Genomic DNA, 20,031 nt, shown 5'->3' with positions numbered 1-20,031 from the left:
CCTGTTATTTCAAATGTCTGCAGGACTACAGTGGCCTGCTTACGCTTACAAACGCTAAGGTAGCCGCCTTTACATTCATAATTTAGCACGAAGTTACGCAACCTCAAAGCACATATATGCTGCTTGTATGTAACTATTAGCTGCAGTATGATAATACCGTTACTATCAATTACCATCAAAATCTCGAATGGATCTATTCAGGAGGTACTCATGCTCAATAACTATAAATACTTTCTCGCTCTGGCCGAAGAGCTGAACATTTCAAATGCAGCCAAACGTCTCTATATTTCCCACCAATCCTTAAGCAAATACTTAAAAGGCCTGGAAGAGAAGCACGGTGTTGCTTTTTTTGAGAGGAAGCCCAAAATAACTTTAACAGCCGCTGGAAAAATCATGCAGAACACCTTGCGTCAGATTGAGCTTCTGGATCAAAATATGGAGAATCAGCTCACGGACCTCAAGGAGGATAAATCGGGTACCATCCACTTCGGTATCACTGAAGGACGCTATCCCATTATTGTTCCGAAACTGTTAAAAGAGTTCTACGATCTTCATCCCAAGGTCGAGTTAAATATTCATCGAAAGACATCACCGCAGATGCAGGAGATGGTAATGAACAATTCGCTGGATCTGTTTCTGTCTGGTGTTGATAATATTGTTACTTCTCATGTGAAGTACGAGACCATTCTCCATGAGCAAATGTACATTGTGATCTCGGACAATTTGCTGAAGCAGTATTTTTCGGATCAATATCCGGGTTGTATCGATACGTTTACCAAGGGTGCCGACCTTAGACTGTTCCAGCATGTGCCGTTTGTGCTGAATAAGAAAAACTTCAATTCCCGTATTCTGCTGGACAAGCATCTGTCTGAACTGGGGATTTCACTCAACTGCATTAATGAACTGACTCAGCCTGACATCCATCATCTGTTGTGTGCCGAAGACTATGCAGCCAGCTTCTGTCTGACGATGTACCTCAGCGGAATCGACGGGCTTAATGAGTCGGGTAATACGAACTCCCATCTTCATGTGTTCCCTATTTCGGACTTTGCTTACTTTAACCCGCTGGCGCTGATTTATCATCGAAATAAAATTTTCCCGTCCTATACGGAGGACTTGAAAAAAATCGTAAAACGCTACTGTAACCCAGTTTCGTATCTCCAGCAGTCGTAAAGTTGCTTGAATCGCTCTATGCATCCAAAAGTTGAGTTAGTGCAGTTAACTTGTGCTTGAGTAAAACAACACCGCAACCTTATATTTTGTTATGTAAACTTCAGCAAATTGAAGTCAAAATAACGAGGTGGATGGTTGTGAGTTATATGATTGATGAACTGGCGGATTATGTGGCCCGTCTCCGGTATGAGGATCTATCCGCAAGGGCTATAGAGGTTGGTAAACAGGTGATCCTTGATGCTTACGGGAATATGGTGTTCGGCCGTTACTCCGAAACAAGTGAGCGCATTATGGAGTACGCGCATATGGCAGATAGCATCAATATGAAAGAGGAACCGGTTACTCTTATCGGAGAGCAGGAGGTCCGCACCAGTTCAGATACCGCAGTGTTCGTACATACGATGCTGGCGCGCTGCGCAGATCTGGATGATGGATACCGCCACGCTATGGGGCACCCCGGCTCTGTGCTGGTTCCCCTCCTGCTTACTATGGCTGAGTTGTACCACAACGACGGCAAACAGATGATTACGGCAATTGTGGCAGCATATGATGTGTACGCCAGGTTAGGCGAGGCGATTAATCCCTTTATGTACAGGGAAAGGGGCTTCGATGCTACGGGGGTATGCGGTGCGGTCGCGGCTGCAGCTTTGGTAAGCAAATTAACGGATGCTGATGCCGTCCGGACCAAGGATGCCATGGGGATTGCTTCGCTGTTCACAGGTGGACTAATAGAATATCAGAACGACGGGACTTCCGGTAAAATTCTGTGCAGCGGCTGGGCTGCGCTAACAGGGATGAGGGCTGTAAGACTGGCAGCTTGCGGATTTACCGGCCCGGATGCTGCGCTTGAAGGGAAGTACGGGTTTTTCCAGGCGTTCAAGGGGACCAGCGGTCATTGTAATACGGGTCAGGTGCTTGAGGAATTGGGTCAAAACTTCAAAATAACCAGTATCTATTTCAAACGTCATGCCTGCCAGCGAGGGCTTCATGCCACAATGGATGCCATGCTGGAAATGCGGAAGAGGTATGATCTCACACCTTCGAAGATAAAATCCGTCGATGTGAGAACGTCTTCCTTCGTCTATCGTCTAAATAATCCCAAACCCAAGACAGCCATAGGAGCTCAGGCCAGCACACAGTTTACTTCAGCTGTAGCACTCAAGTATGGCCGCATGGATTCAGAGGCTTTAATTTTCAGAAGCTTTGAAGATCCTGAGATCCATGAGTTGGTTCAAAAAATAACAGTCACTCTGGATGAGGAAGTACAGCAGTATTTGCATGAGAATCCGACGCATTTTTGTGCGGCACGTATTGTGTTGACATTACATGACGACAGTACGTACGAGAAGTGGATGCCTGTTCCGCTTGGCGATATAGAATCCCCATTCGGCTGGGAGATGCTTGAACACAAATTCAATCAACTGATTGCAGATACGCCGTGCGAAAGAACCCGGAAGGACAGAATCGGGCTGATCAAAAATCTTGAGAACGTCAGCAATGCCGCTATGCTGCTTCGTTTCTGAGAGGAACTGTTGCTTCGTTGCACTGTTCCTCAGGCAGGATACCCGCCCCCTGGCGGAGGCCATGCTCCCTGCAGACGGCGGAGCAGAACAATCTCCCCCAGGTGATAGGAGTTATGGGAGGCGATATTGCGCAGCAGCCCGCCCTTGGTCTCCCCTGGAAAATGGGCTAATGGCTCGTCAAGCTGGGCGGTCTGAGCGATGGAAACCGCCTTCTCGACCCCTTCCAGCAAATGCGTGATCGCTTCTTGAAGCTGGGACTCCTCTGATGGGGCCTTCTCTGCAGGCCAGCTCTCCTGTACGCTTGCAGGCCGCTGCGGCTGGCCGCCCTCCAGATGGGTCAGCATGAAATCCTGCCAGTAGCCCATATGCTTCACCAACTGATAGATGGAGTAGGGAATTCCCTCTATAGTATAACCTGCAAGCTCCAGTGTCAGATCCGGCAAAGCCCGGGCGATCGGAATATGTCCGCGCTCCCCTACCAAAGATTTCACCAGCGCTTGACCAAAAGCCTGATTGGATTCGGACATCAGTATGCTCCTCCTATTAATTGCGCGAAATATAATTTACCGAAATCAAATATAGCCGGATTCTAACGCTTTGTCAATAAGCATCCGCCTGTACCTTAAACATCTGGAAGTAATGTCCCTGAAGGTTCATCAGTTCATTGTGAGGGCCAGCTTCAAGAATACGGCCAGCTTCCATATAATAGATGCAATCCGAGTCTCTTACGGAGGACAGCCGGTGCGAAATTACGATGACCGTGCGGTTCATTGCAGCTTTGTCCATCCATTGCATCCACTTATATTCTGAGATGGAATCTAATGCACTTGAGGGTTCATCTAGAATCAACACGGAATGATCTCTGTACAGTGCGCGGGCCAATGCCACCTTTTGATTTTGACCGCCAGATAGAATGATCCCCTCCTCTGAGAATTCTTTGGTTAACTCAAGCTCTATCTTGCTCTTATCCTTTACAAATAAAGAAAAATCTATGTTGTCCAATATATCCATCATTTTGTCAATCTCTTCTGCTGTAGGGTTAGACTCAAACAGAATATTCTCAATCAGTGAACAAGCATAGCTGTTATGATCCTGAAACACGGTATCGAACTGAGACAGGTATTCTTGTCTGTTGAATGTTTTAATATCAGTCCCTTTAAATTCTATTGAACCTTTGGTGGCGTCGTATAAGCGCATCATCAGCTTGATTAACGTACTTTTTCCTGCACCATTCTTACCTACAATCGCTATTTTCTGTCCAGCCTTAATGGCAATGTTTATATTGTTCAGAACATCGGACTGATTATTATAGCTAAACGACACATTAGTCAATTGAAGAAGATAAGGTGATAAATTTCCCTGCGGAATCCCGGAATTCCCGTCTGTTACCTTGTTTCTATAGTTGCAAAAGGCACGGAACCTTTCTATGTAAATGTTATGCTCCTGAAATGCCTGGATTCTCTCCATAATCTTGCCGAGATTGCTGCTCATAAGCGCAACCGCTTCTTTAATCGCGATAAAATCCCCTGCGCTAAGTGTCTGTGTAACGACGATTTTATATATGAGGTACAGCAGGATCAGAGTGTTATTAATATGAGTAAAAGCATCGCTAACTAAGTACAATTTCGTAAACCGGTTACTGAATTTCTTGTAGAGTTCGATTATATTTTCAACACCTTCTAGAAACAGGTCCTTAAGCACTACATGAATATTGGTTATACGAATATCTAGCGCATTGTCACGAAGATAACTGGTCCGGAGCACATAATCCATTTTTCTTTTTTCGGGGATGATGGCATGGGTTCGCTCCATTCGTGCCTTGATCATCCTTGTTCTGACAAACGAATCTCCAAGAATAGGAATAGCAACAAACAGCAAGATTAAAGGGTCACTAGTCAAAATAAAAATACCGGAAAAAGTTATGGAGAAAATCGTTTGGCACAGTTGAAATAAACTATCTAAGAAGTGAATAGGCCTTGTTGAGCTTTCTTCTACAGAGTAGATATATTGGTTGTAGTAATCCGTATCATCATAGCAATTGATATCTACCTCATTAGCCTTCTTAAAAGCAACATGCTGAAAACCGGAAATGATGATAGGGTCAGAGCGTTTCACGTAATATGCCCAGGCAGAATCATAAGCAAGTTTAATGGTTTTGCAGCCAATAACAATTGCAACCATAATCATCATTCGTCTGAAGTCAAAATCATTCATTAAAGCGTCTAAGATTACTTTGATGGCGTACACCTTAATGAACCAAGTATCGAAAGCAACCATTAATGCGGTTAGTATGATGCCAGGGATCCTGATCCAGTCATATTTGAAAATTGATTTCAGGTAAAATATGCTGTTGCCAAGAGAATATTTCTTGCTCATCTCATTTCACCGCCCGCTCTGTACTACAGGTATTTTTCTGCTTGAAGTCTATAGAGTTCTGAATATTTCCCATCCTGACTCATGAGCTGTTTATGTGAACCGCTCTCCTTGACCGTGCCTTCATCAATCAAATAGATCTTATCTGCTGATTTTGCAGCTGTTAAACGATGGGAAATAATAATAATCGTCTGATCATGGAAATGCTCTAAAATGTGATTGAACAACTGATATTCAGCTACAGGATCTAACGAACTGGTCGGCTCATCAAGGATGATAAAATTTCTTTTACTCACAAAGATACGGGCTATAGCCATTTTTTGATATTGCCCTTTGGATAAGCTGAGTCCATCGGTACTAAATTCAGAGGTTATGTACGTATTCATTAGTTCTTCGGGCGTACGATCCAGGTTCAAATCAACCTCATGGATGGCTTGCCCGATTTGCTCGGACACAGCATCTGCAGATGTATCCACTTTGTCCATAAGTATATTTTCCGCTACTGTACATGAATAATATTGGAAATCCTGCTGCACTACTGAGAACTGCTTACGATACTGCTGAAGATCATGCTTCCGAATAGGTTCCCCGTTAATGGTGATTTCACCCGAATAATGGTCATAGAGACCGAGCAATAACTTGATGATAGTGCTTTTTCCTGAACCATTTACTCCTACCAAAGCTATCTTTTCACCTGGATTAAAACGGAGGTTTATATTTTCTAACACTGGTTTATCATTTGCTGCATATCCAAAGCTTACATTTTCAATAGCGATAGTATTGCCGGTGTTTAATGGAACAGGTAATCCTTTTCGACACTCCAAAGACTTATCCGGTTGCAAAAAACGAAATAACTTATTTGCATATAGCTGATATTCTTTAAGTGAGGTAATGACTTCGGTCAAGCCGAATAAATAGCTCGATAAACTATATACTGCAATTGTTATAGGAATTATATTAGCAGCCGAGGTCCCGCTTTCACTGTGAATTAATGAGAATAGAAGAACTGCCATGGTTCCCCAATATAAGATGACCTCCTGATTAAAAGCTCTCAAGAATTGCAGAGCGCCTGTTGTCCAGCCATACTTTTTCGTGGAGTGTAAGATTTCCTTTACAGCATTATCGTACAAATTCAACAAGATCTTCTGTATGGGGTACAACCTTAGCTCTAACGCATATCTTTTCATATAAAAGGTTCTTTCAACATATTTCTTCTTTCTATTGGGCGAGAGGATGTCCTGGTCAAACTGGTATTGCGTCTTTATTAATGTAGTATTGATTAAAAAGGCAGCACAGACCGTTATAATTACTATAGCTACAAGTTCAACATGCATAACTCCAATGACTGAAACGGTTGCGATGATCCCCACTACATTCGATAACAAATTAGAGATTAACAATATGCTCCCCGTCGTTCTCTGCTCAACCTGATTGATGGCAAAGGAAAAATCGTTAAGATAAGCTGCGTTGTCCAAGTTTTTAGTATCTGTGTGCATTATCGTATGTATTAACTTTGCAACTATTTTTTTGTGAAGAATCTGCCGGGCAACGGGATCTATTTTGCTGTAATACAAGGATGTACTTATTCCCCCAAGCATGACCACGGCTTGAATGAATATAACAGGGATTATGATCTCCACAAATGATTTATTCGTGCCTATACCGTTCAATACGACTCGGATTAAAATAACCGAACTCAAAAAGTTGCATACAACACCAAATATATTGTTGAAGATTGTATAAGACGACCAAAGTGGTATAGATTTATAGGTTAACTTCAACATCTCTACATAGCTTCTAAACAATTCCAAGGAAGTCCCTCCGGTTCCACTTCAGACTAAACTGTAATCCTATATTGTTATTGTATTCCTTTGTTTTTTTTCAACAACCTTACAGATTATAGGCTTTCGGTTAGCGCGTTCCGAAATTTGCAACACAAAAAAAGCGAAACGCTTGAAGCTCCATTTCGCTCTTTGATCTCAATTATAGTGTTCCATTCCATTAACTCTTATAAAGTACGCAGAATATTTAACAGCTCCTCCGACATCCGGCTCACATCTTCAATCGACGCATTGACCTCTTGGGTTAGAGCGGCCTGGGCTTCGGTGAGGCTGGACATGCTGTTAATCCGTGTAATGATGTCGTCAACCTTCTCATTCATCTGCTGCATGGTGGTTTCAATGTTACCCGATGCCGTCTTGCTGTGCTCCGCGAGCTTCCTCACTTCACCAGCCACAATGGAGAATCCCCGGCCGTATTCGCCCGCATGGGCAGCTTCAATCGCAGCATTCAGTCCAAGCAGGCCTGTCTGGTTCGAAATCTCGCTGATGAATTGGGTGATCTCCTTGGTCTCCCCTGTCTTGACCTTGACTTCCATGGCGGCCTTGTGCGATTGCTCCTGGACCTCAGCCATGTCCTGAGCCTGCTCGGTAACTGACACGATGCCGCGGACGATCTCATTAATCGCTGCCAGCAAGCCCTCCATCTGTACATTGACCTGCCGTACAATTTCCTCTTTGGTGACTTCGTGGGTAACATCCCGGATCGTACCGGCAACTCTCAAAGGGATGCCCTGCTCATCGCGAACGGTTTCACCGCCAGCGTGGTACCAGCGGTATTCGCCATTTTTGGAGCGCAACCGGTAGTTCACTGCATAGTCCGTCTGCCCTGTGTAATCATTCAGATGATGGGCGAAGGCATCCAGCGTGGGCTGAAGATCCTCGGGGTGAAGCTGGTTGCTCCAGCTGCTTAACAGGTTCGGGAAATCATGCTCGCCTTCAAAACCAATCGTTCTGCGGAATTGCTCCGACCACCAGAACTCATTATCCGGGTTGACCGGATCGCCTGCGATAACCACCATATCCCAAGGGGCTTCCACCAGGGCACGGTTCACCAGATCATAGCGGACAACCAGTGCGCTCAGCTCGTCCTGCTTGATTTTTTTATCATGTATATCCAGCAATGCTCCAGCTACCATAATAGGTGATCCGTCAGCGGCACGTACGGTTGTGCCCGTCGCCTGGAACCATTTGTACTCGCCTGCTTTCGTCTTCAGCCGATACTCGATGTCGTATTTGATCGTGCCGCTCCGGTCCAGCATATGATCCGCGAACAGCTGCAGTACGCCCTCTTTGTCCTCGGGATGAAGGCAGTTGGACCAGCTCTCCAGCACATTGGGGAAATCATGCTCATCCGTATAGCCGATCATCCGGCGCAGCTCATCAGACCACCTGAACTCATTATTAGGGTTCACCGGATCACCCTCATACACATCCATTTCCCACAGGGAGATCTCAATTGCTTCAGTGATCATATTTAATCTGACCTTATAGTAATCCTCACGCTTATGTATCACGGACGTTAGTCGCATTAACAATGCTTGCAGTTCACCTGGGGCTGTAGCGGAGTAAGTATCGGCTTGCTCCTCTTCCTTACGTTCAGCCCGCTCCACATAGTTTCTTAATAGGTCGATCAAATGATGGTCTGTTTGGGGCGGCGGTCCTGCGTGTGTATTTCCTTTGAATCTGTTCAGAATAGGCATGTTCTCTCAGTTCTCCTCATCTCATGGTGTGCGCTGCTTGGGAAAGCTAGATTGAGTATATAACACGCATGAGATTTAATATATAAATTTATATTTAAAAATTAATATAAAACAGCGGCAGAATAAGACTTGACAAAAAGTCTCAGACTGCCGCTGTTATTTGACTAATGTATAGTGGTTTCCCGTTAAGTTAGTTCACTTGTATGCTTTGCAATATGTCATTGAATTCCGCCTTGGCTTGTCTGCTGATTTTCGCTGGAAAAGTTGACAACAAGGTGTAGATTTCATTATTCTGCTCAAACAGAATCATTTGAAAATCGAGCTTTCCATCTGCATCTCCCACACTATAGACCAACTGCTTTGCATCGATTTTCCCTACCTTTACAGATTGCTCAGTGATTTTCGACGCATCCTTCTTCGCTATATCTTTTTTGAGATAGCTGACATATTGTTCGAAATTCATATCCAGATAATCCTTACTATAATGACGAATGGTAAGCGTGTTATTCTCGGGCGAGACCATAACAAGCTGGAGATCTCCAGCAATCTCCATAGAAACCGGTATTTCTTGCCAATCCCCGTATGCGGTAATTTGGATTTTTGTATCCTTGGTTGTAAAAGGCTGCTTCGTAGATATTGTGGCGGTCTGAATCTCCGCGAGCCAGTTCACCTTCGCATCCACGGCTTCGCCGATGAAACGTAATGGAACGTAAGTGCTCCCCTTGATGTTAGCAGGGGCTACGGTCAGTTTTTTCTGATTGCCATTAATCTCAGCAGTAGTTGAACCCAGCTTAAGCTTGATCAGCGTACCCGGTTTGCTTCCTTTAATCGTTTGCGTTTTGGAATCCCATTCAACCTTCAGTCCCAATGCTTCAAAAATAGCGCGGAACGGAACCATGACTGATCCATTTTGCTGGATAGGCGGAGCTTGGAATGTAATACGCCCGCCATTCAAATGCACCATGATTTCGTCAGGATTTGAAGGCGGTGCAGGTTCTGAAGTATCTTCATCAAGCACTTCGACGCCTTTGGCAGCGAGCTCGGTCAGGATTTGCTGTGCATCTGCATTCAGAGGATTATTGCTGACGGAAACCTCCTTAAGCTTCGGAAGAGTAGTTAAGACGCTAATGTCCTCGACCAGATTATTCTCAAAGTAGACATGCTCCAGCTCCGGGTGATTTCTTAGCGGTTCAAGAGACTGGATTTGGTTATCGCTTATGATTAACCAGTTCAGCTTGACTAATGATTGAATGGGCTTCAGATCTTTAAGCTGATTATTGCCGATTAACAAATCTGTTAATTGGGTTAATCCTGCTAGTGCATCAAGCTTCTCTATGTTGTTCGAATCAAGATTAAGCTGCTCCAGCCGGGACAACTCCTGCAACGGCTCCAGCCCAGTGATCTGATTGTCGTTCAGAGCCAGGAAGGTGATTTTATGTAGATTTTGAAGGGGCTCAATATTGGTAATGCCAAGCCCTGGGAGCATTAAGCTTTTCATATTAACAGCGTGCTGAAGTCCGCTTAGACTGTTAATTTTCTGCTCAGGATCACTAGGATAGAGAGATGTTAGGGTCTGCAGATCTTCTTTGGTAAGGGGAGCGGCCGGCTTCTTCAGCTCGACACGAATCGCCTGTTCCAGATTCTTGTCTGAGATGAGAGCGGCTTCTGCAAATACGGATGGAAAAGAAACGAAGCATAGCAGGAAAGCAAGTACAGCAGTTGATACAAGTTTGATTGTCTTACACAAAATAAATTCACTCCTTGAATTGTCATAGCGACTAGATTCGACATTTCTCTACCATTTCCTTCATAGCATAAGTGTTTAGTGTATTGAACTATTCTTAGGCCAAGAGGAAGCCGCTGGATTTCCAATTGCTTGCTGCCAGGTAACATCTACTAAGTAGACCATACCAAAAAGGCACCCCGCTGACGGGGCACCTTACCTTAGATAGGGGTTGAGCTAGGATGGATTGCTGGAGCATGTGCGTTTAGGTCTCCAGCTCCTCAGGGGTCCAGTGCAACTGGACTCCGAGCGCAATCAATTGCTGCTGATAGGCCTCTAGATGCTCCGCTGATTCCCTGACTGCCGATGGTTCGACCTGTTTCCTGATGGCATAGGCCGCGAGGGTGCCTGCCGCCTCGCCGATATTCCATTCTGTGGGATGCAGGCGGTAGCAGCCGTTCGCAATCTGGGTCATGGATATGTTCTTGCAAGCCGGGAGCAGGTTCTTGACCCGTACCGGGATCAATGATCCGAGAGGAATCTCATAAGGATGATTCGGGATATAAAAGGTACGCTGGCTCACTGTCGTGGGATGAAGATCCAGATGATAGCTGCCTACCCCTACGCTGTCCTTATAACGCTTAGGCCCGGCTGGTCCGCGCAGTTCCTTGCTCACATCTTGCTCGGCTACTGTGTACAGCCCGCGAATACGCCGGGATTCCCGGATATACGGGGCTTTGGCCAGCCCATCCTCCGTGCCGAGCATATCCCCGCGCAGCCTCACCCCCGGGTAACCCTTCCCGCCGTCCAGGCGGGGCGCTTCAGTCTGAAGCCAGTACACGAGCGAAAGGGTGAGCTGCCGCGCTCCTTCCAGATGCCGCTCCTGTTCCTCTGGCGATACGCCGATAATAGGCCCGGCATAGTAATCGTTCAGCGCCCAGTTCAGCAGAGTGACTTCGCCGTCATTCAGCGGCTCGGTCCAGATGGCCGGATCCACGATCCGCCGGTAATCCCAGAGGGAGACAATCCCCTGATCATTCGGGAACATCGTGAACTGCTTCAGCTTGCTCGTATCTTCAGCATCTGAAGCAAACCAGCTTAAGATTGGATACTGCGAGAACGATGGGACATATTCACGCCAGTAATCATAATCTCTTGGTCGCGGAATTATATAGTCTCCACCCTGCACATAGTCCACCGCCGCCACATGGGTAATCGACTGCATGTCGAGCGGGTCATGGGTCTCCAGAGCGTGCGGCTCCCCTGTCTCGCTGCGGGCTTCAGCGCCGCTGACATGCTCCACTCCAGCCAGCGGCAGCAGATCACCGCACTCCGTGGCATCCAGATAGTAGTCGCCGAGCAGTCTGATAAGGTTTCCGCCCGGCTCCTGCCGGACAGTCACTCCAGTAACGTAATCCCCATCAGTATCGGCCGCAACCGGCACCGTGTGATAGAGCACCTCAATCCGTCCGGTGTTCACATACGGAGACAGCATCTCCTGCAGAACAGCCAGTGCCACCTTCGGTTCATGTGCTAAACGGCTGACCCAGCCGTTGCCGGGATTCAGTATAGGATTACTCCTGGCAGCCTCCGTAAGCGGATAATTCCGCCTGTAATACTCCCTGACTCTACTGCGGAACTCCCGGTAAGATGCAGTACTGCCCGATTGCTCAATCCAGCGGTGCTCATCCGGTGGCACGGCCTGGGAGGTCAATTGCCCGCCCAGCCAGTCCGTCTCCTCTGTCACAAGCACACGCAGCCCGGCTTTGGCTGCGGCCAGTGCCGCCGCCGTTCCTCCAAGGCCGCCGCCGATAATTACTACATCCGAACGCTTCTCCTGTTCGCCAGTCATTTCTCCATCTCCTCCCTGCCGCAGCAGTTAGATCTGCCTTACGCCTTCGTCCCGGCGCAGCCCTTCCAGAGCCAGCCGGGCCGCGCCGAAGCAGCCTGCCCGGTTGCCCAGCTCTGCCGGTACAATCCGGGCGGCCAAACTGTCGCCTACCTTCCCGGCCAGCAGCGGCCACCAGACCGCGCGGCTCTGAATGACCCCGCCGCCGATAATAATCAGCTCGGGGTCTACCGCCGCCCCGATGTTAGCTGTCACCAGCGCAAGATCCGCTGTGAAGCGCGTAAGCACCGCCAGCGCTGCCGCATCGCCCTGCTCTGCCGCCGCCATAATCTCCCGCCCGTGCGCATACGCCCGGCCGGTCTCCTCCAGTGCCAGCCGCAGCAGCGCCTGGCCGGACACATATTGCTCCGCGCAGCCGAGCTTGCCGCAATTACAGGCGCGACCTCCCGGCACCAGCACGCTGTGCCCCCAGTCGCCGCCACTCCAGGCGGCTCCGCGCAGCAGCCGGCCTTCCGCCAGATTCGCCCCGCCGACCCCGGTGCCCAGGGTCAGCATAACCAGGCTCGCCCTGCCGCGTCCCGCGCCCAGCCAGGCCTCGCCCAGCAGCGCAGCGTTGGCATCGTTATCGGCCGCCGCAGGCCGTCCGAAGGCAGCTGTTGCCCACTGCACAAGCTGCACCCCTTGCCAGCCGGGCAGATTACTGGTGGCGTAGACTACCTCGCCCGTATCTGCGTTCACCCTGCCCGCCGAGCCAATCCCCAGCGCTTCCACGGCAGGATGCTCCGCCAGCAGCTCCTCCACCAGACTGTGGAGCTGGCTTAGAATAACCTCCCGGCCCAGCCGTGCCTCCGTGTCGCGCCCGGCTTCCGCCAGAATCGTCCCGGTTTCATCGGTCACAAGCCCCTTGATTCCCGTCCCCCCGATATCCACTCCTATGACTTGCCTCATTCGCGCCACCTCCACTACTGCGTCTGTACCATACGGTAACGGCTCATCCATCGTTACAGGAAAGGTACCGTTATAGCGCTAAAGTGTCAGCTCTTAAGTGACACCTCATAAGTCACACCTCATATGTCTCCATTCGCCTGCTGTCTGACGGCATACAGCATGATCCATGAGGAGCAAATACACTTGTAATCGGTTTTTCGATTACATTTGGCCGTCCGCCCTATTTACCACGCACTCTAATAAATCCGGTCAATAACCGCCCGGGCGGTCAGCTCCTTCATCCGCTTGGTCTCATCGGCATGGAGCTGCTCCAGCCTCTGGCAGAGCAGGTCGATAATGAACAGCTGGGAGACCTTGGCCCCTACGGAGCCGCCTTCCAGCGGCGATTCCTTCCCGGCCGTCAGCAGCACAATGTCGGCAATCGAAGCGATGGGGGACTTGGCGTAGTTAGTCATGGCAATGACTTTGGCTCCATTCTGCTTGGCCTTCATCAGCATGTCATTCGTATCCAGCGTACTGCCCGATACACTGATGCCAAAAGCGACATCGCCCGGTCCCATCGTCACAGCCATCATCGACTGGATGTGGCTGTCGGAGCTGGCTTCGACCCGCCGCCCGATCCGCAGGAAGCGGTTCTTGGCGTCCAGCGCCGTGATTCCTGAAGAACCTACGCCGAAGAACTGGATATACCGGGCCTGATCCAGAGCCTCCACTGCCCGCTGCAGCTGCTCCCGGTCCAGCATGCCCAGGCTGGATTGCAATACACCAACCATCAGGGCATACAGATGGTCAGCGTAATCCCCCTCGCCAGCCCCCTGCCCGCCGTCCGCCAGAGTCTGCCGCTTCGGCAGCCCCTGGGCCAGCATCAGCTTGAAATCCTGATAGCCCTTGAAGCCGATTTTGCGGCAGAAGCGCATCACTGTGGTCTCACCCGTTCCGGCAAAATCAGCCAGCTCAGTCACAGACAGATAGATCAGATTATCCGGATGCTCAAGCACACACCGGGCTACCTTTTGCTCAGCTTTGGTCATGGATGGGTAATACGTGTTGATCCGGTCATTCATTTCCATTACGGTTCATCCTCACTTTTCTCGCCGCTGCTGCGAACTGCCGGGTGATCAGCTGCGGCCGGGTAATTGCGGAGCCTACCACCACCGCATAGGCCCCCAGGTCCAGCGCCGCTTCCACCTGGGCGGGCTGGCTGATCCGGCCTTCGGCAATGACTGGAATCTTCAGCCGCCGTGCGGCCTGCTCCAGCAGCTCCAGATTCGGCCCCTCCTGCTGGCGGGAATACGGTGTATATCCCGATAAGGTGGTCGAGACACAGCTGACCCCAAGCGACTCAGCGTATAGCGCTTCCTCCAGTGTGGAGATATCTGCCATAGAAGCCGCCGTGCTTGCCTTCAGCAGGTCTATGATCTGCTCCAGCGTACAATTCTCCGGCCGGGTCTGCCGGGTCCCGTCAAATGCTATAATATCCGCTCCCGCTTCCAGCAGCTCCTCAATCTCTCTAAGCGTAGGGGTAATATAGACGTCCGAATCCGGGTAATTGCGCTTCACGATACCAATCACCGGGAGCGCAACTGCCTGCTTGATCGCCCGCACATCTGCTGCTCCGTTCGCCCGGATGGCGGTGGCCCCGCCTTCCGCTGCTGCCACCGCCATCCGGGCCATAATCTCCGGCCCGTGCAGCGGCTCATCCGGCAGTGCCTGGCAGGAGACAATCAGCCCCAGATGCAGGCTTTCCAGTATATTTTTGCTCAGGGTCCCCACCCTCTCTCTTATAGTCTGCATAAATTGAACCTGCTACAGCTCCTCCAGCTCCAATATTTCTCTACGTCACTCTTCCCTGTCTGTATTCTTCAAGTTCAATTTATATCATCTTCCAGCCCTCACGAGGGGACATACTCTACTGTCAAGCCCACCTCGAACATCCGGTTCCAAGGCATATAGCAGTCGGTGATCTTAACGCTCCCCGATGGACTGTCAATCCGTACAGCCAGTTCCTTACTCAGCCGTTCCTGCACACGGGCAGCTACGCGCCCGCGCGGTCCATCCAGTTCGTATTTGCCATAGCCCATCTCTTGCACAGGGCCATCACTTAGCTCTCCGCGCACTACTGAACAATAGCATACATCTTCGGCATAGCGGAGCGCCAGGAAATCCAGATGCCCTGGTGTACGGCCGTAGATCAGAAAGAGCATCGCCTGCGAGATTACAGTTCCAAGTGAGTTGGAGCTGGTATTCCAGGCGGCGTAACCGGCCAGATCGAACAGGAGATTCTTCTGCCGCAGCAGCTTAACCAGCTTTTGGTCTCCACCATTGGCATACCCGACATCTGCTACAGCCACCGGTATCTTCCGGTCACGAAGCAGATACTCCCCATACTCCACCAGCTCCATCAGATTCCGGTAGATATCATAGCTGAAGTAAGCATGATGCTGCGACACCGCCTCCGCCATCGTCTCCCCTGGTGTACTGACCAGCAGAACCAGGTCTGCCTCGGCAGCACTGGATGCGATCAGTCCACCTGCTGCCAGGATCTGATACTTCAGCGTCTCATAGAAAAAGCGGTCCTCGAACAGCGGCGTCACGAACGCCCCCTGCACAGCGGACAACCGCGGGTAGATCATCGGCCTCCGCTCTTCGGCCATATTCAGCATCCGGGCAAGCAGCGTGCAGCCTACTTCATCCGCTCCTGGATACATATAGACCTTAAGCTCCAGATCAAGCGCCGTGATCCGTGCCCGCATTTTCTCCTGATCCTTGGCGGTATGTCCGTACGGAGCCGAGTCATCCTGCGGCACAATCATGAAGTCGATTATCCCGTCCCGTACCAGCTCCAGCGCCTGCTTGTTCGCTTCGATATTCATTGCTCTGCGGCCAAGATAATCCTGCAGCACCTCTGGCGGGAGCCGGAGATCAATATCGGCCAGCTCACGGATCTCCTCATCTGTGGCAATGCCCAGCTCCAGCCGGTGGCCGATGAAGCCCTTGCGGAAGATCTCCCGGCCCCAGTCGGCATAATAATCCGGCTCCTCATCCGAGAGCGAGTACTGCGGACAGCGCATAATCAGCTGGAATGCATACAGCTTCAGCTGCGGATAACGCCGCCGGATCTCCCGCAGCCGCTCCAGGCGTGCAGTCAGCTCTTCAAGCTCCAGCTGGTGCAGCCGTGAGGGAATAATGCCGCCGTAGAGCAACGTATCCAGCGCGACCACCGCGCCGTCCGCTCCTTCACAAGCAGCCTCGATCCAGGACCACAGCCGCTCAACATCACCCGGACGTTTCTTCAGGCCCATAATCCCGGCGGGTGGACGCTCTACACTATAATCTGTTCCCTGAGCCAGCAGATAAGGGAATTCATAATTGCAGGGCCGCTCATCCAGCGGAACCAGAATCAGCTTATGATGTTTAGACATGCTGGTCCTCCTCCTTTGTCTCCACCTTCATCTCTGCCTTGATCTCCGCCTCTATCTCCGGCAGCTCGATCCCCAGCGCTTCAGCCGCACGCACAGCCGGATCACTGCCGAGGCGCACACCACAGCTGCGTCAGATCTCCAGACACGTATACACTTCTTCCCAATCCTGCTGCTCCAGCGGGTTCTCCAGCTGTCTGCGCACAGCCCGCCACAGCACAGCATCCGCGATCGCCCGGCGCAGCCAAGGCCCAGCTTCTTCGATAAATTTAGCTTTATCTAAGCCGCCAAGCCGCACGGCTGCCTCCTCCAACCGGCTGAAATAAGAGTCAAGCCGCTCCAGATCGCGCTCCGCCAGCGCATCGTCCAGCTCCGGGTAGCCGCCGGAATACAGGCGGTTATTCAGGTTCTGGCGGCAGAAGAACATCATGTCCTCCGCAAGCGCTCCGGCGAATTCACGCACGGACAGTTCCCAGGACAGCTCCGGCATGTAGCGCTCGCTGTTCCACATATAATGGGCCATCGTGCCAAGCGTGATCTTGGAGCATTCCCACTGATTCATCGGATTGGCAACGACGGCTGTATGCCCGTACCTGCCGAGCCGGGAGCTGCGCCCGCGCACCGGATCGAGGAACAGCCGGTCCTTATCACAGTCATTCACCGGAATATTGTCCCACAACCACAGCTCATGCCCGTAAAATCCATGGTTATCCTCCGCATGCCTCCGTCCGATCTCCGGGGCGAAGACGAAATAGCCGGTCCAGAACACTTTGACAGCAGGATGAAGCTGCTCGCGGATGTCCTTCTTGTACTCCGTATTCCAATACGACCAGTATTCCGATGGACACATAGCCAGGGTGAAGTGCGGCAGACATCCGGCTAAGTAATCATTGACCCGGTTCGTCACATAAGCATGTGCGGTCCCGGAGCGCTCCAGGAACTGCTTGTTGTCACCTTGGAGCACATAATCTATGTCATCCATTAATAGTGCGAAATGGCGCACTCCAACTGCGATCATAGCAGCAAGTTTCTCCTCCAGCTTCGCGAAGTCGCCTTGGCTGCGGAATTCCAGATCATTACCCGGGCTTATACAATAGTAGAAATCCACCAGATGCTTATCGCATTCCTGCTTAAGTTCATGAATCTTGGTGAACATATCGTCCGGGTACGGCTCACGCCACAGCTTCCGGTGATAGGGATCATCCTTCGGCGCGTACATGAAGGCGTTCATCCGGTGCCCGCTCATATATCTGACCGAATCCATCCGGTCGGCGAAGCTCCATGGCACGCCATAGAAGCCTTCAATAATGCCCCGCACCGGAAAAGAAGGCTCATCCTCCACCGTAACCACCGGCAGGCGGCAGCAATCCTCCTCCACGGTAAGGAGCATTGTCAGCGCATCCAGCCCGTATTTTAGCCCCCGCCTGTTAGACGCAGCAATGACCAGCTTCGCGTCCTCTCCAATCACCAGGCGGTATCCGTCCGCAGCAAGCCCAGCGTCATACTCCAGCATCAGCTGCGCATTGCCTTTATCGGCGGTGGCTACGCCCGGTCCCGCTGGTTCCAGAATTACGATGTCTCCGCCTTCTTCCATCAGACCGTGGACATCCTGATTCATGGCATACCGCGAGGCCAATTCACAGCGCAGCTGCGGGCCCTCTAACACCAGCTCTTTCCCTTGCGTATAATAATCGCGGAACAGATACTGGCAGTCCCGTAACGAAATTCCCATTGAGTTGTGCCTCCTTAGTTAGCCTTTTATAGCTCCAGCAATCCCTTCCATATAATACTTCTGCGTGAACAGGAACACGAGGATGATTGGCAGCACCGAGATCATGGTTCCGGCGGCAATCCAGCCGAAGTTATAGGAGAATTGCCCGTTCAGATACGTCAGGGCCGCCGCGAGCGGATACTTCTGCGGGTCGTCCAATACGACAATCGGCCACAGGAAGTTGTTCCAGAAGGCCATGACCTCCAGCAGCCCGATGACGGCAATTCCCGGCTTGACGAGCGGCATCACCAGTTGGATGAAGATCCGCAGCTCGGAGGCCCCGTCCATTTTACCCGAATCCCGGATGTCTGCCGGAATACCCAAGAATGTCTGCCGCATCAGGAAAATATTGAACACAGACACCGCAGCCGGAAGAACAACGCCGAAGAATGTATTGCCCAATTGAAAAGCTTGAATCGTCAGATAATGCACAATCATAGCGGTGGCCGACGGAATAATCATGGTCGAGATCAGCAGCGTGAAGACCAGGCTCCGGCCCTTGAACCGGAAGGCTGCCAGCGGATACGCTGTCAGACAGGACAATATAATGTTGAACACGACTCCCAGCAGCGTGATGATGACCGTATTTAGAATGTAACGCGGGAAATTCATGAAGTTCCACACCTGCACATAGTTGTCGAATGCAATGAAGGTGGGCAGAATCGCCGGCGGGTTCGCAAACACGTTGCGCCCCGGCATCAGCGAGACGCTGAGCAGCCACAGGAACGGACCCATCATGAACAGGGCAAGCAGGATCAGCAGAAGATAAGTAATCAGAACACGTAAGCTACGCGGCATCAATAGGAATTCACCCCGCCTTTCCGGTTCAGCCTGAATACGAGTATACTAAGCGCTCCCACCATCACACTGACGATCAGCCCGAGCGCCGAGGCATAGCCGAAGTTGAACTGCTCCAGCCCTTTTTGAAAAATATAGACGCTTGAGGTCAGCGTGGACGTTCCCGGCCCGCCCTTGGTCAGAATGTAGACCTCATCGAACACCCGGATCGCGCCCATGACCGAGATTAGTGTGCAGAACAGAATATGAGGGCGTAATAGCGGCAGCGTCACATGTACAATCAGCCGCAGCGGCCCTGCCCCATCCACTCTTGCGGCCTCATACAGATCAGCCGGAATGCCCTGAAGCCCCGCCAGATAGAGCATCATGTAATAGCCGAGGCCCTTCCACATCGTAATGAACATTAGAACATACAGAGCCGTGCTGCTCGTGGATAGCCAGGAGACCTGTTCACTGATAATCCCTGCCTTCAGCAGCAGGTAATTGACAACTCCGTTATTGCCGAGCAGCCAGCTCCAGATCAGCGCTACCGCAACCATCGAGGTCACGACAGGTATATAGTAGGCGGCCCGGAACATTTTGACTCCAGGAATCCGGCTGTTGACCAGAATCGCCATTAAGATCGAAATGATCTGAATCACCGGCACAATCAGCACATACACCAGTGAATTCCACAGTGAAATCAGGAAATTATGATCCTGGAAGGCCCGGGTGAAGTTATCCAGACCTACATAATTCGTCTCGGCAATGACCGAATAATCTGTCAATGAGAGCGGTACTCCGTATATAATTGGCCAAAAGGTAAATACCGCCAGAAACAGCAGCCCCGGCGCCATAAACGCCCATGCAGTAAAAGATTCAGACCGAAACCCCTTGTACACCCGCTACACCTCCCACTCCTTCAAATACCCTC

The 20,031-nt window shown here is 50.6% G+C and carries 16 protein-coding genes; 2 read left to right on the top strand and 14 right to left on the bottom strand.

Features of this window, described 5'->3' with window-relative positions; all coding sequences use genetic code 11:
• Positions 1–210 precede the first annotated feature (210 nt).
• Together NYE24_RS03710 and NYE24_RS03705 are read left to right on the top strand one after the other, a co-directional pair.
• Positions 211–1,173: a LysR family transcriptional regulator gene (locus NYE24_RS03710; protein ID WP_342478072.1), complete on the top strand. Its 963-nt coding sequence runs from the start codon at positions 211–213 to the stop codon at positions 1,171–1,173.
• A 146-nt stretch (positions 1,174–1,319) separates the two neighbouring features.
• Positions 1,320–2,696, top strand: coding sequence for an MmgE/PrpD family protein (locus NYE24_RS03705; protein ID WP_342479195.1), 1,377 nt, complete (start codon positions 1,320–1,322; stop codon positions 2,694–2,696).
• Between the two features lie 29 nt (positions 2,697–2,725).
• Here the strand turns inward: NYE24_RS03705 and NYE24_RS03700 are convergent, their stop codons facing one another.
• The 14 genes from NYE24_RS03700 to NYE24_RS03635 all read right to left on the bottom strand — a co-directional run bounded on the left by NYE24_RS03700 (position 2,726) and on the right by NYE24_RS03635 (position 19,999).
• Positions 2,726–3,223 carry a DinB family protein gene (locus tag NYE24_RS03700; RefSeq protein ID WP_076153849.1) on the bottom strand — a complete coding sequence of 166 codons (498 nt, stop codon included), beginning with the start codon at positions 3,221–3,223 and terminating at the stop codon, positions 2,726–2,728.
• A 73-nt stretch (positions 3,224–3,296) separates the two neighbouring features.
• Positions 3,297–5,072 (bottom strand): ABC transporter ATP-binding protein, encoded by a 1,776-nt coding sequence (locus NYE24_RS03695; RefSeq protein ID WP_342478071.1) that lies wholly within the window; start codon positions 5,070–5,072, stop codon positions 3,297–3,299.
• 23 nt (positions 5,073–5,095) lie between these two features.
• Entirely contained in the window at positions 5,096–6,880 is a 1,785-nt protein-coding gene (locus NYE24_RS03690) for an ABC transporter ATP-binding protein (RefSeq protein ID WP_342478070.1), read from the bottom strand.
• 197 nt (positions 6,881–7,077) lie between these two features.
• A complete protein-coding gene (locus NYE24_RS03685) occupies positions 7,078–8,382 on the bottom strand; it encodes a PAS domain-containing protein (RefSeq protein ID WP_342478069.1) in 1,305 nt (434 codons plus the stop codon).
• A gap of 418 nt (positions 8,383–8,800) precedes the next feature.
• Positions 8,801–10,357 (bottom strand): stalk domain-containing protein, encoded by a 1,557-nt coding sequence (locus tag NYE24_RS03680; RefSeq protein ID WP_342478068.1) that lies wholly within the window; start codon positions 10,355–10,357, stop codon positions 8,801–8,803.
• Between the two features lie 241 nt (positions 10,358–10,598).
• The gene (locus NYE24_RS03675; protein WP_076153853.1) at positions 10,599–12,185 is read right to left on the bottom strand and encodes an FAD-dependent oxidoreductase; all 1,587 of its coding nucleotides are present in this window, start codon (positions 12,183–12,185) and stop codon (positions 10,599–10,601) included.
• 27 nt (positions 12,186–12,212) lie between these two features.
• On the bottom strand, positions 12,213–13,130 hold the full coding sequence (locus NYE24_RS03670) for an ROK family protein (protein ID WP_342478067.1): 918 nt from the start codon (positions 13,128–13,130) through the stop codon (positions 12,213–12,215).
• A gap of 236 nt (positions 13,131–13,366) precedes the next feature.
• Positions 13,367–14,200 carry a MurR/RpiR family transcriptional regulator gene (locus NYE24_RS03665; RefSeq protein ID WP_036690736.1) on the bottom strand — a complete coding sequence of 278 codons (834 nt, stop codon included), beginning with the start codon at positions 14,198–14,200 and terminating at the stop codon, positions 13,367–13,369.
• Positions 14,187–14,924 (bottom strand): N-acetylmannosamine-6-phosphate 2-epimerase, encoded by a 738-nt coding sequence (locus tag NYE24_RS03660; protein WP_342478066.1) that lies wholly within the window; start codon positions 14,922–14,924, stop codon positions 14,187–14,189. Before NYE24_RS03660 ends, NYE24_RS03665 begins: the two co-directional genes overlap by 14 nt.
• A 98-nt stretch (positions 14,925–15,022) precedes the next feature.
• On the bottom strand, positions 15,023–16,552 hold the full coding sequence (locus NYE24_RS03655) for a DUF4127 family protein (RefSeq protein WP_076153856.1): 1,530 nt from the start codon (positions 16,550–16,552) through the stop codon (positions 15,023–15,025).
• Positions 16,545–16,670 (bottom strand): hypothetical protein, encoded by a 126-nt coding sequence (locus NYE24_RS03650; RefSeq protein WP_342478065.1) that lies wholly within the window; start codon positions 16,668–16,670, stop codon positions 16,545–16,547. The genes NYE24_RS03655 and NYE24_RS03650 overlap by 8 nt, the downstream gene beginning before the upstream one ends.
• A gap of 12 nt (positions 16,671–16,682) precedes the next feature.
• Entirely contained in the window at positions 16,683–18,281 is a 1,599-nt protein-coding gene (locus NYE24_RS03645; RefSeq protein WP_342478064.1) for a beta-N-acetylglucosaminidase domain-containing protein, read from the bottom strand.
• Positions 18,282–18,299: 18 nt separating this feature from the next.
• A complete protein-coding gene (locus tag NYE24_RS03640) occupies positions 18,300–19,118 on the bottom strand; it encodes a carbohydrate ABC transporter permease (protein WP_083677643.1) in 819 nt (272 codons plus the stop codon).
• Positions 19,118–19,999: a sugar ABC transporter permease gene (locus NYE24_RS03635; RefSeq protein ID WP_342478063.1), complete on the bottom strand. Its 882-nt coding sequence runs from the start codon at positions 19,997–19,999 to the stop codon at positions 19,118–19,120. The genes NYE24_RS03640 and NYE24_RS03635 overlap by 1 nt, the downstream gene beginning before the upstream one ends.
• Positions 20,000–20,031 lie beyond the last annotated feature (32 nt).

The sequence above is a fragment of the Paenibacillus sp. FSL H7-0350 genome (assembly GCF_038593195.1).
Classification (GTDB): Bacteria; Bacillota; Bacilli; order Paenibacillales; family Paenibacillaceae; genus Paenibacillus_AQ.
Note: the sequence above shows the minus strand (reverse complement) of the source record. Positions and strands in the feature narration are given on the sequence as shown.

Excerpts from the sequence above, each read along its gene's own strand:
- NYE24_RS03645 (WP_342478064.1), bottom strand. The coding sequence starts at position 18,281 with ATGGGAATTTCGTTACGGGACTGCCAGTATCTGTTCCGCGATTATTAT.
- NYE24_RS03640 (WP_083677643.1), bottom strand. The coding sequence starts at position 19,118 with ATGCCGCGTAGCTTACGTGTTCTGATTACTTATCTTCTGCTGATCCTG.
- NYE24_RS03675 (WP_076153853.1), bottom strand. The coding sequence starts at position 12,185 with ATGACTGGCGAACAGGAGAAGCGTTCGGATGTAGTAATTATCGGCGGC.
- NYE24_RS03655 (WP_076153856.1), bottom strand. The coding sequence starts at position 16,552 with ATGTCTAAACATCATAAGCTGATTCTGGTTCCGCTGGATGAGCGGCCC.
- NYE24_RS03700 (WP_076153849.1), bottom strand. The coding sequence starts at position 3,223 with ATGTCCGAATCCAATCAGGCTTTTGGTCAAGCGCTGGTGAAATCTTTG.
- NYE24_RS03660 (WP_342478066.1), bottom strand. The coding sequence starts at position 14,924 with ATGCAGACTATAAGAGAGAGGGTGGGGACCCTGAGCAAAAATATACTG.
- NYE24_RS03695 (WP_342478071.1), bottom strand. The coding sequence starts at position 5,072 with ATGAGCAAGAAATATTCTCTTGGCAACAGCATATTTTACCTGAAATCA.
- NYE24_RS03685 (WP_342478069.1), bottom strand. The coding sequence starts at position 8,382 with ATGATCACTGAAGCAATTGAGATCTCCCTGTGGGAAATGGATGTGTAT.
- NYE24_RS03705 (WP_342479195.1), top strand. The coding sequence starts at position 1,320 with ATGATTGATGAACTGGCGGATTATGTGGCCCGTCTCCGGTATGAGGAT.
- NYE24_RS03670 (WP_342478067.1), bottom strand. The coding sequence starts at position 13,130 with ATGAGGCAAGTCATAGGAGTGGATATCGGGGGGACGGGAATCAAGGGG.
- NYE24_RS03710 (WP_342478072.1), top strand. The coding sequence starts at position 211 with ATGCTCAATAACTATAAATACTTTCTCGCTCTGGCCGAAGAGCTGAAC.
- NYE24_RS03665 (WP_036690736.1), bottom strand. The coding sequence starts at position 14,200 with ATGGAAATGAATGACCGGATCAACACGTATTACCCATCCATGACCAAA.